Origin of the sequence: Dolichospermum sp. UHCC 0315A, from assembly GCF_008121535.1 — a bacterium.
GTDB classification, from domain to species: Bacteria; Cyanobacteriota; Cyanobacteriia; order Cyanobacteriales; family Nostocaceae; genus Dolichospermum; species Dolichospermum lemmermannii.
On the sequence record NZ_CP043056.1, the window covers coordinates 470,120 to 483,615 of the forward strand.

At 40.6% G+C, this 13,496-nt stretch carries 11 protein-coding genes and 1 tRNA gene; 4 read left to right on the plus strand and 8 right to left on the minus strand.

Annotation, left to right across the window (positions count from 1 at the left end; translation table 11 throughout):
* Positions 1-56: 56 nt before the first annotated feature.
* Positions 57-2,441, plus strand: coding sequence for an EcoAI/FtnUII family type I restriction enzme subunit R (gene hsdR, locus BMF77_RS02240; protein WP_148766749.1), 2,385 nt, complete (start codon positions 57-59; stop codon positions 2,439-2,441).
* A gap of 71 nt (positions 2,442-2,512) precedes the next feature.
* Here hsdR and BMF77_RS02245 read toward each other — a convergent pair whose 3' ends face one another.
* The 4 genes from BMF77_RS02245 to psaC all read right to left on the minus strand — a co-directional run bounded on the left by BMF77_RS02245 (position 2,513) and on the right by psaC (position 5,960).
* Positions 2,513-3,145: a thermonuclease family protein gene (locus tag BMF77_RS02245; protein ID WP_148760313.1), complete on the minus strand. Its 633-nt coding sequence runs from the start codon at positions 3,143-3,145 to the stop codon at positions 2,513-2,515.
* 400 nt (positions 3,146-3,545) lie between these two features.
* Positions 3,546-5,423, minus strand: a complete 1,878-nt coding sequence (gene glmS, locus BMF77_RS02250) for a glutamine--fructose-6-phosphate transaminase (isomerizing) (RefSeq protein WP_148760315.1) — start codon at positions 5,421-5,423, stop codon at positions 3,546-3,548.
* Positions 5,424-5,516: 93 nt separating this feature from the next.
* On the minus strand, positions 5,517-5,684 hold the full coding sequence (locus tag BMF77_RS26415; RefSeq protein ID WP_168204341.1) for a hypothetical protein: 168 nt from the start codon (positions 5,682-5,684) through the stop codon (positions 5,517-5,519).
* Between the two features lie 30 nt (positions 5,685-5,714).
* Complete coding sequence (gene psaC / locus BMF77_RS02255; protein ID WP_015080270.1) at positions 5,715-5,960, minus strand: photosystem I iron-sulfur center protein PsaC; 246 nt, start codon at positions 5,958-5,960, stop codon at positions 5,715-5,717.
* Between the two features lie 361 nt (positions 5,961-6,321).
* Between psaC and BMF77_RS02260 the strand changes: the two genes are divergently transcribed.
* The gene (locus tag BMF77_RS02260; protein WP_148760317.1) at positions 6,322-7,989 is read left to right on the plus strand and encodes an ABC transporter ATP-binding protein; all 1,668 of its coding nucleotides are present in this window, start codon (positions 6,322-6,324) and stop codon (positions 7,987-7,989) included.
* Here the strand turns inward: BMF77_RS02260 and BMF77_RS27160 are convergent.
* Positions 7,910-8,083 carry a hypothetical protein gene (locus BMF77_RS27160; RefSeq protein WP_210422283.1) on the minus strand — a complete coding sequence of 58 codons (174 nt, stop codon included), beginning with the start codon at positions 8,081-8,083 and terminating at the stop codon, positions 7,910-7,912. The genes BMF77_RS02260 and BMF77_RS27160 overlap by 80 nt on opposite strands.
* Positions 8,084-8,289: 206 nt before the next feature.
* On the opposite strand from BMF77_RS27160, the gene BMF77_RS02270 reads away from it, so the two are divergent.
* Together BMF77_RS02270 and BMF77_RS02275 are read left to right on the plus strand one after the other, a co-directional pair.
* On the plus strand, positions 8,290-9,009 hold the full coding sequence (locus BMF77_RS02270; protein WP_148760319.1) for a class I SAM-dependent methyltransferase: 720 nt from the start codon (positions 8,290-8,292) through the stop codon (positions 9,007-9,009).
* Between the two features lie 81 nt (positions 9,010-9,090).
* On the plus strand, positions 9,091-9,582 hold the full coding sequence (locus tag BMF77_RS02275) for a GNAT family N-acetyltransferase (protein WP_148760321.1): 492 nt from the start codon (positions 9,091-9,093) through the stop codon (positions 9,580-9,582).
* Between the two features lie 84 nt (positions 9,583-9,666).
* Here the strand turns inward: BMF77_RS02275 and BMF77_RS02280 are convergent.
* From BMF77_RS02280 to BMF77_RS02290, 3 genes are all read right to left on the minus strand, one after another.
* Positions 9,667-9,740 (minus strand) — tRNA-Met (locus BMF77_RS02280).
* A 146-nt stretch (positions 9,741-9,886) separates the two neighbouring features.
* Positions 9,887-12,229 (minus strand): peptidoglycan DD-metalloendopeptidase family protein, encoded by a 2,343-nt coding sequence (locus tag BMF77_RS02285; RefSeq protein WP_148760323.1) that lies wholly within the window; start codon positions 12,227-12,229, stop codon positions 9,887-9,889.
* 766 nt (positions 12,230-12,995) lie between these two features.
* Positions 12,996-13,457 (minus strand): tRNA (cytidine(34)-2'-O)-methyltransferase, encoded by a 462-nt coding sequence (locus tag BMF77_RS02290; protein WP_015080275.1) that lies wholly within the window; start codon positions 13,455-13,457, stop codon positions 12,996-12,998.
* Between the last annotated feature and the right edge of the window lie 39 nt (positions 13,458-13,496).

Below are 13,496 nucleotides of genomic sequence, written 5' to 3' on the forward strand. Positions count from 1 at the left end.
AATCCTGGAAATCCTGATTCAGACAAAAAATAATGAACGAAGCCGAAACCTTTAGGTTGAGCGAAGCCGAAACCCGCGCCGAATTAATAGATCCTGCCCTCACAGCCGCAGGTTGGGGAGTTATCGAAAATAGCCGTATTCGCCGCGAAGTCATCGCCCCTGGTCGTTTAATTGGCAACAGTAAACGAGCAAAAGCAGACATCGCCGATTATGTATTAGTTTATCGTGGGGAAAAACTCGCCGTTATTGAAGCCAAAAAACGCGACTTACCAGATACCGAAGGTTTAGGACAGGCGAAAAAATACGCCGAAAAATTACAAACTCGCTTTGCTTACTCTACCAATGGTATTGGCATCTATCAAGTAGATATGCACACCGGGAAAGAAAGTTATATAAATCAATATCCCACCCCCCATGAACTATGGGAAGCCACCTTTAATGAGTTCCCTGAGCGACTTGCCCTGAGCGAAGTCGAAGGGAGTCGAAGGGAAGAAAATACATGGCGTGATTTATTTGCAGCTATCCCCTTTGAAGACAAAAGCGGTACGTGGGAGGCTCGATATTATCAACATAATGCTATCAAATATGTTTTAGAGGCGATAGCTCAAGGACAAAACCGAATTTTATTAACAATGGCCACAGGAACAGGTAAAACCTTTATCGCCTTCCAACTGGCATGGAAACTGTTTCAAAGTCGCTGGAATCTCAGTCAAAAACCCACACACCGCCCGCGAATCCTGTTTTTAGCAGATCGCAACATTTTAGCCAATCAAGCCTACAATTCCTTTTCCGCCTTTCCTGATGATGCCCTAGTCCGCATAGACCCTGAAGAGATTCGCAAGAAAAAACGAGTCCCCAAAAATGGCAGCGTCTTCTTTACCATTTTCCAAACCTTCATGACCGGAAAAGATCAAGAAGGTAATCCCACTCCCAAATTTAACGACTATCCCCCCAACTTCTTTGATTTTATCATTATTGACGAATGCCATCGAGGAGGAGCAAAAGACGAAAGCACCTGGCGAGGCATATTAGAATACTTCTCACCCGCTGTACAACTGGGACTCACAGCCACCCCCAAACGCGAACACAACGCCGATACCTACGCTTATTTTGGTGATCCAGTTTATATCTACGCCCTCAAAGACGGCATTAACGACGGGTTTTTAACTCCCTTCAAAGTCAGACAAATCGAAACTACCCTAGATGAATATACCTATAGCCTTGATGATGATGTCATCGAAGGTGCAATAGATGCAGAAAAAACCTACATTGAAAGCGACTTTAACCGCATTATTGAAATTCAGGAACGGGAACGCTACCGGGTGCAATTATTCATGACAGAAATCAACCAAAATCAAAAAACTTTGGTATTTTGTGCTAACCAAGATCACGCCCTAGCAGTGCGAGATCTAATCAATCAAATGAAAATTAGTAATAATCCTAATTACTGTGTACGGGTAACAGCCAATGATGGGAAATTAGGAGAACAACACCTGAAAACTTTTCAAGATAATGAAAAAAATATTCCCACTATTTTAACAACTTCTCAAAAACTTTCTACCGGGGTTGATGCTCGCAATGTGCGGAATATTGTCTTAATGCGTCCTATCAATTCCATGATTGAATTTAAACAAATTATCGGTCGGGGGACTCGTTTATATGATGGAAAAGACTATTTTACTATTTATGATTTTGTCAAAGCTTACGAGCATTTTAATGATCCTGAATGGGACGGAGAACCCCAAGAACCTGTGATAGTTACCCACAGAAAAGAACGGGAATTATCTCCATTTGATCAAGACAGAAAAACAGATCAAGATCCAAAAGAAGATATAGAAATTTCCACTCCTAAAACCATTAAAATTAAATTAGCTGATGGGAAAGAGCGGATTATTCAACATCAGATATCTACCAGCTTTTGGAGTCCAGACGGTAAACCCATGAGCGCGGAAGAATTTATAGAACGTCTTTTTGGGGAAATTCCCGAATTATTCAAAAATGAAGCCGAATTAAGAACTATTTGGAGTCGTCCAGATACTCGTAAAGCCCTATTAGCAGGTTTATCAGAAAAGGGTTATGATTCAGAACAATTAACAGAAATTAGTCGGTTAATTAATGCTGAAAAAAGTGATTTATATGATGTATTAGCTTATATTGCTTATGATTCCACACCTATTAGCCGCAAAGAACGAGTTTTAGCCCATAAATCCTTAATTTTCTCTCGATATATTGGTAAACAGCAGGAGTTTCTCGACTTTGTTCTAGATCAATATATTAAAGATGGAGTAGAAGAATTAGATCGGGCTAAATTACCACAACTGTTAGAGTTGAAATATCATACTGTTAGAGATGCTGTGACACAATTAGGAAGCGTTGCTAATATCAGCGAAGTATTTATCGAGTTTCAACAATATTTGTATTCCCAGAACAAAGCAGCTTAATACAGCACTTCCCGGTGTTATGAGGTACTTATTTAGCGGGCAAGATGCCCGCACTACAAGAGTTTCATGATTCAACTTTGTACCTCATAAGAGCGGAAACCGCTGTATTTTAGATCAGTGGTTCTCTTCATTCTATTCTGTAAATTATTTGCTTTCCGATAATCCCAAGGATCAATAAATTTTCGATCACTCCAAATACCAATCCTTTGTTTTTGCGCTTGTGCTTCGGCTTGTTGAATAATATCCCTACTAGGACATTTGCTTAAATAGGGACGATATACTTTAGCTAATCCTTCTTTTAACAAGACTTCCTGTAAAAACGTACCATCTTTTGAACGAACTTCAGCAACTTTTCTCCCATAGCGATCGCTATCTGTAATATTTAACTTTACACGATTATTTGTTTGTTTAATCAGTTCCTCTATCCGTGTTTTCGCTTTCATACCCCAAACAAACTGATTGACATCTTGAGTAATTTTACTCTTCTTTTCTGTCTGAGAATGCGCTATTTCTGGAGCATCAATACAAGCAAACCGCACCGTAAACTTTTTACCATCAGCACTTTTCAATATTAATGTATCACCATCACTTACCCGTTCCACTAGATCACCTTGAGGAGCAAACAAACTATCACACGCTATTAAGCTAACTGCAATCGTAGCTGCACCTAGCCAAACTAATCCTTGTTTCACTAATTTATTCATTAGACATCTCCAAAGACAATTTAGCCTGTTATTGTGTAAAATTGCGCTAAGTAGGTCAACATAATAAAACCAAATTGTGTAAAGAAAAGTAAAATCTCCAAAAACCTCTTCACTCTTGCCTCTTGCCTCTGGTTACTGAGCGAAGTCGAAGTATTACCTCTTGCCTTTCCACAACGATACAGCGGTTTCCGCTCTTATGAGGTACAAAGTTGAATCATGAAACTCTTGTAGTGCGGGCATCTTGCCCGCTAGATATGTACCTCATAACTCTTGTAGTGCGGGCATCTTGCCCGCTAGATATGTACCTCATAACTCTTGTAGTGCGGGCATCTTGCCCGCTAGATATGTACCTCATAACACCGGGAAGTGCTGTAATTTTTAACGCCGACCTACTTAGAATTTATTCAACTGTTACCGATTTCGCCAAATTCCTGGGTTGATCTACATCCAAACCCCGCCGCGCCGCAATATGATAAGCTAACAATTGCAACGGAATAACCGTGAGAATTGGAGACAGAATTTCCTCAACTTCAGAAACCGGAATTAAATCATTAAAAATCTCCGCCGCTTCCCCATCTTTAACAGAAGTTATCCCAATTAACCGGGAATCTCTGGCTTTTGCTTCTTGAGCGTTAGAAATTACCTTTTCATATACACTACCAGGAACAGCGATCGCTACTACCGGAACTTTCGCATCTAACAACGCAATTGGTCCATGTTTCATTTCCCCTGCTGGATATCCTTCCGCATGAATATAACTAATTTCCTTTAATTTTAAAGCCCCTTCTAACGCAATAGGAAAATTAATTCCCCTACCAATAAAGATAAAATCTTTGGTTTCTGAAAAATCATGTACTAAATGTTCAATATAACGTTCTTGCGTTTCTAAAATCGCTTCAATTTCCCCTGGTAACTGACGTAAACCTGTAATAATTTCCTCAAATCTCGAATCACTAATTTCCTGACGACGATAAGCTAAATCTAAAGCCAAAGCATAAAACGCCATTAATTGTGCTACAAAAGTTTTCGTTGCCGCCACACCAATTTCAATTCCCCCATGAGTATTGATAATATTCGCCACCATATTACCTAAACTACTTTCTGGACGATTAGTAATCCCCAAAAGTCGTACTTGATACTTAGCTTCCTTCCCTTGTCGGCGGTCTTTTTCCATAGACAAAGCTGCCAAAGTATCAGCAGTTTCTCCAGATTGAGTTACGCCAATAGTCAAAGTATGAGGCGTTAGCGGTGATGGTGCATACCGAAATTCCGAAGCATATTGTACCTGAGTAGGAATTCCTGCCAATTGTTCTAATAAGTATTTACCTACCAACGCAGCGTGCCAACTTGTACCACAAGCGACAATTTGAATTTGTTCTAAATCTGCATAAAAATCTGCCGGTAAACCTAAATTTACTGGTGTTTCCGAACTAGCAGGGAAATAAGCCTCCAAACAATCCCGCACTACTCCCGGTTGTTCATAGATTTCCTTGAGCATAAAATGTTTGAATCCCTGTTTTTCCACCATAATGGGATTCCAGTTCAAAGTGCGGGGATGCTTTTTTAAGCGATTTCCAGCAAAGTTATAGACCTCCACGCCTAAAGGAGTCAAACGAGCAATTTCGCCATTTTCTAGGGACAATACAGCGCGGGTATAGGGGGCAATCGCCGGCGTATCGGAAGCACAGAAAAACTCACCTTGGCCAAAACCAATGACTAAAGGCGCTTGTTGGCGAACTACAATCAACTCATCGGGGTAGTCAGCAGAAATAGCCGCAATAGCATAAGCCCCCTCTAATTTACTTACAGCTTCCTGCACAGCGTCTAAAAATGCTGAAGGGGAAAGAGGATTTTCAGGAGAATGTTTTAAACACTCAGCAATCAAATGGGGAATTACTTCTGTATCTGTTTCTGAACGGAATTCATGTCCTAATGCTTTTAAGTGTTCCCGCAATTCTCGATAATTCTCAATTATTCCATTTTGTACCACTGCTATCCGCAATGCTGTATCTAAATGAGGATGGGCATTATACTCTTCTGGTTTACCATGAGTTGCCCAGCGCGTGTGACCAATCCCTATTTGGGCAGGATTTTCGATTTTTTCCAGTTTAGAACGCAGGTTGAGTAATTTGCCTTTAGCTCGCACACAATGCACGTCACCTGCCAAAATAGTGGCAATTCCGGCTGAATCGTAACCTCTATATTCTAATTTTTCTAGTCCAGCCAGTAAAATATCTGTCGCTGGCTGAGTGCCTATATATCCAACTATTCCACACATTGCTTAAACCACTCCGGTTTCAGGATGATTAAATTTTAAGTATAGTTGCTGGAATTGGTGATTGGTCATTGGTGATTGGTCATTGGTCATTGGTCATTGGTCACTGACAACTGACAACTGTACGGGCGAAGCATTTGGAAGATAAATTATCGGTAGTTGCGAGACATGCTTCTCCAAATGCTTCGCCCCTACCAACTGACAAAAAATGCTGAGGAATGAGGGAAGAATCTTGATGTTTCTCCCGTTTTCACTCCTCAGCACTAAAGTACCAAGAATTTAGAAATGAAATTCTTAGTAAGCCAAGCCCATGCTGCGAGTTGTTTCAGCGCCTAGATAAACGCGAATACTCAAGAAATCGGTGGGGCAAGCAGTTTCACAACGCTTACAACCTACACAGTCTTCGGTGCGGGGAGAAGCAGCCACTTGAGCAGCTTTACAGCCATCCCAAGGAACCATTTCTAGCACGTCCGTAGGGCAAGCGCGGACGCATTGTGTACAGCCAATGCAGGTGTCGTAGATTTTAACGGTATGAGACATTTAAAAAACTGCTCCTTGCGGGTGTTCTTCTGGAGTGAAAGAATCATAATCAAGGCATAGTTTACCCCAGGGCTTGATAGCTTGTAAGCAAAAGGCTACATAACTTTAAACAATGTAATAGACACTTTAGATAATTTATCTACTAAGATCGCTGTTATATGGCTGTAATCAGGAACATCGCCATCAAGTGTTTACCCAACTCACTCTCTTCCCCAGATGGCGAATTGTAAAGATATGTAAATTAACAGTCGTTTTTTAGAGGTTATCTATCATACCCATTATCTATAATCTATAGATTGATTAATCCTGGTCGAGTTATGATGAATCCCCAACAATATTAAAGGTTATAAAATAATTAATTATGAGTGAAGCTTTATTGAGTGTTGAAAATCTCCGTGTGGCTTATCCGCGACGGAGTGGAGAGGTAGAAAGCTGGGCGATTGATGGTGTATCTTTTATTCTCAAGCCTGGTGAAAGAATGGGATTGGTGGGAGAGTCCGGTTGTGGTAAATCCACTATTGGAAAAGCGATAATGCGTTTATTGCCTGCCTCTAGTCGCGTTGAAGGAATAGTAAATTTTCAAGGAAAACCTGTATTAGATTTAACACCAATTAAGATGCAAAAGTTTCGAGGTGAAGAGGTAGCTTTGATTTTTCAAGACCCCATGACGCGCCTTGATCCATTGATGACAATTGGGAATCACTGTATTGAAACTCTACAAGCCCATTTACCGGAATTATCGAAACAGCAAGCGAAGGAAAAGGCTTTAGCGACTTTGGCAAAGGTGAAAATTCCCGCTAGTCGTTGGAGTCAGTACCCCCATGAGTTTAGCGGGGGAATGCGTCAACGGGTAGCTATTGCTTTAGCTTTACTTTTAAGTCCTAAGTTAATTGTGGCTGATGAACCAACGACTAGTTTAGATGTGACTGTTTCTGCTCAGATTCTCCAAGAACTAACGCGATTGTGTGCAGAGGAAAATATGGGATTATTATTAATTTCCCATGATTTAGCAATGGTGGGGGAATATTGCGATCGCATTGGGGTAATGTATCAGGGTAAAATGGTGGAAATGGGAAAAACGGAAACTGTATTTGCTCATCCACAACATGAATATACTCAATCTTTATTAAAAGCCGCTTTACATATTCAAAAGGAAGAGGGAACACTTCGACAAGCTCAGTGCATCGCAGGGAAAAGAGAACAGGGAACAGAAAAGGCAAATCCCATTTTAAAAATTACAGAACTCAAGCAACATTATACCATAGAACCGAATTTTATTGAACGGATATTTAAAGGAGAAGGACAAACGGTTAAAGCTGTAGATGGGATTAATTTAGAATTGTATGCTGGGGAAATTTTAGGATTAGTGGGAGAGTCTGGTTGTGGGAAAAGTACACTTTCGAGAACTATCTTACAATTAATTAGTCCGACATCGGGAACAGTCGAATTTTTAGGCCAGGAATTAACCAGTTTATCTCGGCAAAAAATCCGTTCTTCTCGGAGACAAATCCAAATGATATTTCAAGATCCTCATGCTTGTTTAAATCCAGCGATGACGGTAGGACAAAGTATAGCAGATCCTTTATTAATTCATAATATGGATATTGTTGTAAAAGCTAAAGAACAGGTTTTATGGATGTTGGAAAAAGTGGGTTTAACCCCAGCAGAACTCTATTATCACCGTTATCCCGCCGATTTATCTGGAGGACAACAACAACGGGTAGCTATAGCCAGGGCTTTAATTACTAAGCCAAAACTGGTAATATGTGATGAACCAGTGAGTATGTTAGATGCCAGTGTGCAAACACAAGTTCTCGATTTGATGTTACAACTAAAGACAGAATTTGATTTAACCTATTTGTTCATTACCCATGATTTGTGGTTAGCGCGGTTTTTGTGCGATCGCATTGCCGTAATGAATGGTGGTAAAATAGTTGAATTAGGACAGACTAAGCAAATTTTTGCTCATCCTCAACATCCCTACACCCAAACCCTCTTAGCTGCTGCACCTTTATTAGCAAAAGCTTAATAACAACTAACAACTGTACGGGCGAAGCATTTGGAGAACTATTTTTGGCAATGACCGATAATTTATCTTCCAAATGTTTCGCCCCTACTAACAACTAACCACTGTACGGGCGAAGCATTTGGAGGACTTTTTTTGGCAATGACCGATAATTTATCTTCCAAATGCTTCGCCCCTACTAACAACTAACCACTGTACGGGCGAAGCATTTGGAGGACTTTTTTTGGCAATGACCGATAATTTATCTTCCAAATGCTTCGCCCCTACTAACAACTAACAACTGACAACTGACAAAAATAATTAATGTCTAAAAATTTGCCTTCTAATTCTTATAAAAGAAATAGCTATTCCTCAGATAAATGGCAAGAGAGAATAGGACAAATAGCATATCGCTTTAATCACCAATATCAAAATCAGAAATTTGCAGTTCCCGACGAAGTAGAAGCAATGCCAATATTTCGAGAATGGATTAATGGCAGATTAAGTGAGAGAATAGTTTCACCATTTTGGGAAATTGCTCAACCTCAAAAAAACGAACATTGTTTAGATATTGGTTGCGGTGTCAGTTTTTTAATCTATCCTTGGAGAGATTGGCAAGCATTCTTTTATGGGCAAGAAATTAGTAATATAGCCAAAGACACCCTTAACTCCCGTGGTTCACAGTTAAACTCAAAATTATTCAAAGGTGTAGAATTAGGACCGGCTCACCATTTAAACTATGATGAAAGTCAATTTGATTTAGTCATTGCTACAGGATTTAGTTGCTATTTTCCTCTAGAATATTGGCAAGCTGTCTTGGTGGAAGTCAAACGAGTATTGAAACCAGGGGGACATTTTGTATTTGATATTCTTAATTCAGAACAGCCTTTAGCTGAAGATTGGGCTGTGTTAGAAACTTATTTGGGTGCAGAGGTATTTCTAGAAACTGTCGCGGAGTGGGAAAAAACCATTAAAGCTGGGGGTGCTAAAATCGTTAAACGGCAATTAGGAGAATTATTCGAGTTGTACAAAGTTCGGTTTTAAGATAAAACTATCGAATAAATAGCCTCTTAACGCTGTATTATTTGGAAAGATTTTATCAAGAATTTTGCCCAAATAGCCGCAATGATGATCCGCCATGCCCTAGAATCTGATTTACCCGCCATTGTCGCCATTTACAACGCTGCTGTTCCTAGTCGCATGGCTACCGCTGACTTAGAACCTGTGTCTGTGGAAAGTCGTTTAGCTTGGTTTCAAGGACGAGTCCCCTCACAACGTCCCCTATGGGTAGTGGAAACAGAGGGTGTAATTGCTGGATGGTTGAGTTTCCAATCATTCTACGGTAGACCAGCCTATTATTCTACCGCGGAAATTAGTATTTATATTTCCCCAGATTTTCAAGGACGTGGTTTGGGAAAACAACTTTTAGAAAAAGCCATCCAAGAAAGTCCCAATTTAGGTTTAAAGACGTTAGTTAGTTTTATTTTCGCTCATAATCAACCCAGTTTAAAATTATTTGCCTGGTTCGGTTTTCAAGCCTGGGGGAATTTACCGAAAATTGCTGATTTGGACGGAGTGGAACGAGATTTGATGATTTTAGGTTTGCGGGTAATGTAGTCAGGAAAGCCTTCAAACAAATGTTCAGCCTCAGTGATATAAATGACTGAAGGCTGAAACTCTTGTATATCAAATTGTTTTTAATGGCTCAGGTCAGATTTGAACTGACGACCCCAGGCTTATGAGTCCCGTACTCTAACCAACTGAGCTACTGAGCCACGTTGTTTTATCAACTTATATTAAGATAGCATAGAAATTTGCATCTGACAACTATCAATTTCCAAATTTTTGCCCCAAAAATAAAAAGAGGGAGTTTACCTCCCTCCATTAACCAGAGAATCACTTAATTCCAGATTATCTGCAATTAAATCCGATTTGGTAAGAAAGCGATAGGGTTAACAGCACCCTTGCCAGATGGATGAACTTCAAAATGAGTGTGAGGACCAGTGCTAAAACCAGTGCTACCCATAGCCGCAATTGTCTGACCTTGTTGCACTCGTTGACCAGGTTGCACCAAAATCCGGCTATTGTGTCCATAGCGAGTTAAACTACCATCCTCATGGCGGATATCCACAACGTTACCGTAACCACCGCTATTCCAGCCAGCCTTCTCGACTGTACCAGCAGATGCAGCATAAATGGGTGTGCCTGTTGAGTTGGCAATATCAATCCCTCTGTGCATTCTTCCCCAGCGCCAGCCATAGCCAGAGGTCAGAACTCCCTTAGCTGGCCAAATGTAGCCTGTAGCGGCAGAATTAGAGGGGAAACTGGGATTGTCTTCAGTGGTTTGAGGCAAGTGTATATCCACTGCTGCTATAGGTGGTAAAGCTGGAGAAACAGAAGTTCCTCGCAATTTTCCTAAAGAGTCAGACGCATTAGCACGAGCAGGAGGCACTGTCAACTTAATACCAGATGAATTGCGGGGAGAATTCCATCTCGCACCAGTTTTACCGGGCAGGAATTCTGGGTTAATCGCCTCATTGGTGGGAGCAGATGCTGTTACTAGAGTCTTGAGCGGTTGATGACTATAACTTGGCAATATTGCTTGAGGTACAGCAATCTGGATGGCATTGGCTTGAGACACTACCGAATTATTGGATGATTCAATAGCAATAGGTACAGACTGACTATTATTTTCAGATCCTGTAACAGCCACACCAGCTTGTTGAGCGCGGTATTTATATCGCAATCTCTCAATTTCTGCTTGCAAGCTGCGGATACGTTCATTACCTTTGGCTTTAGATACCTTTTGCACGGGTTTTTGTGACCCATGCTTTTGGTAAGAAGCTCTTGGTAATGGAGTATCACCACCTAAGCCATAAGAGTCACTGGGTGTAGGTAAAGCCTGTGGGACAACAATAGAAATAGCAGTCTGTCCTTGGCTGTCTGTCTCTATTGGTGCAGGAACATTAATCCGGTTAGCGATACTAGGATAATTTTTCCGTTCTTGCTCACCTGTCACCACTGGGACTGGGATAGTCACACCAGGAGTTTCCGTCTGTTCTAGCGGCTCTATTACTCTTGGTGGAGGAACGGGAACGCTGGTATTGTTAGCAACAAATGATCTGGGGTTAAAACTAGGATTATTTAAAGAAGAATTATCTACCCGGCCAGAGGTTTCTAATATCTTGTTCGGAGGAATAATTAACCTTTGATTAATTTGCAGTTGATTAGGATCACTTAGATCATTAGCTCTAACTAGCTCAGAAACTGAAGTACCGTAATTGTTAGCAATTTCCGCTAAGGTGTCTCCAGGCTTAACTTGATATGTTGAGGGAGACAATTGTGCGACAACTTTTGTTGAGGCTGATGCAGGTATGGGTATTTCCTGTATCGTCGGACTTGTTTGTTTATTCGGTTTCAACCGAGAAATAAGCTCGGATTGTTGAGAATCAGTCAAATTTTCCGATTGTTCTAGTACGGATTTATTAGCTACAGTGGTTGGTTGTGCTTCCTTAATCCCAGTTTTTAATAAATCTTGGGTTTGTTCAGACCGCAAATCTGCCAAACTATTTCTTAACCGAGTTGACTTTTCCTGTAAGCGATTCAGGGCAAACTCTTGCTGTGCTTTCAGTTGAGCATTAACATTACCGTTGGCTAACTCCCCTGCTGGCAAATTTTGGGTACTGCCAGTTACCGCTTCCACTTTAGACAACTGTGGCGCTGTCTCAGGCAGTTGGTTATTTATGGGTAATGTCGCTTGAACTGGACGATAGCTCACTTCCTGCCCTAATTGAACAGAATTTCTATCAGCGGGATTGGCTGGGGAAATTACATTGGATGCAGTGCCTTCGACGGCTATGTTTTTGGTGGCAATTTGCCATTTAGCTTCAAGCCCAGGTACTTGTGAAACCACTGTTGGTTCCAATATAACGGGATTTGCTACCGCGCCTGTTGGTGAGATGCTTGGGGACTCCAGTTTGGAGGTGGCAAATTTCATCTCAGTCTCGGAAACAACCGGCATTGTTGAAGCTGCTTTTTGACTGCCAACAGGAGCCGCTGCTTGGGCTTGATCGCTTTGTCGAGTCACCAAAAGGCTGGTTGCTCCCATTGATATTGCCAAGCCAATCATAGCTGCCCGATGAGTCCGCGCCCGGCGGGTCATGTTGGGATTGATCTCATAATTTGTTTGCTCTACCTGGGCATCATCGCCGCTGGGGGTATTGTTCAACACAGCCTTATCTCTTTTTTTCAATGCTCGTTTCAAAGACGACCTCCTAATGATCACTAGCGTTTAACTGATCTCGATTTTTAAGTTGGATATTAATTCATGATTGATCTCACATCAAACCATATATCAAGATCACATTCACCAGAGACACTTACGCAAGATTAACGTGCTTCTCTGATTTAAACAAGTTCTACACCTGACTAAACTTTCAAGTTTTTGGTGCTGTCTTGTCTAAGTCACTCCTCACAACCTAAAAATTCTCACTCTTGAGAGTTATCTCCACTCATTTTGCTGCAAAACCACTGAACTAAACAAATATCATAACTTGGCTAGGTCTATTGTCTCTATTAGTTCATGAGCTTGGATAACTTCTGCAATAGCAATGATCCCGCTGTAGACGTTTTCAAGATTTTTTGACTAAATCCGTTTTATCAATAGGACACTTTACTTTTATTCTTCCCTAAAAAACAACCGTATACAACATCTGCAATTTTCGCATTATTTTGTTGTATTTCTGGATACAAAGTTATCCAAATCATTGAGAGTAATGGTTTTCGGTAATTTTCCTGTTTCGAGTCATCATCTAAAGAATTAACTAAATTCTATCCTTGGTGGTTAGGTCACCCTGAAAATATCTATACAAATTTCTTATGTCATGTTAGCGGAGCTTATCAGTATTTATCACTATTCACCTTTTGCTTATGTATGTTATACAACATTATTATAGCAAGTTTTGGTGTGATTGATCTGATAGATATGTTTCTAGCACACTTAATCCTAAATTTTTGTTGGTGAATATGAATTATTGTAAATAGCCTAACTGACGACGACATTCAAATAAACCTATGGCCACACTGACTGATAGATTCAGGCTACGAACACCAGGTTCATACATGGGAATATATAAGGTAGAGTCACAAGTTGAGAGAGTAGCTGCTGGTAAACCTGCTGTTTCACTGCCAAAAAGCAGCCAATCATCCGCTTGAAATTCAAAATTAATGTAGTTAAAATCACCACGAACACTAAAACCTAAGCATCTACCCCCACGTTGTTTTTGTACGCTTTGAAATACTTCTATGGAGTCATGATAATGGAATTTAACGTAAGGCCAATAATCTAACCCGGCTCGTTTCAGATAGCGATCGCTAATTTCAAATCCCAAAGGACCGACCAAGTGTAATTCCGTGCCTGTAGCGGCACAAGTCCGGGCAATATTGCCAGTATTCGGAGGAATTTGTGGGTTCACTAAAACTATCTGGGGCATCTTTTGCAAATCTAAATTGTATATTAGGGAATTTCTTGC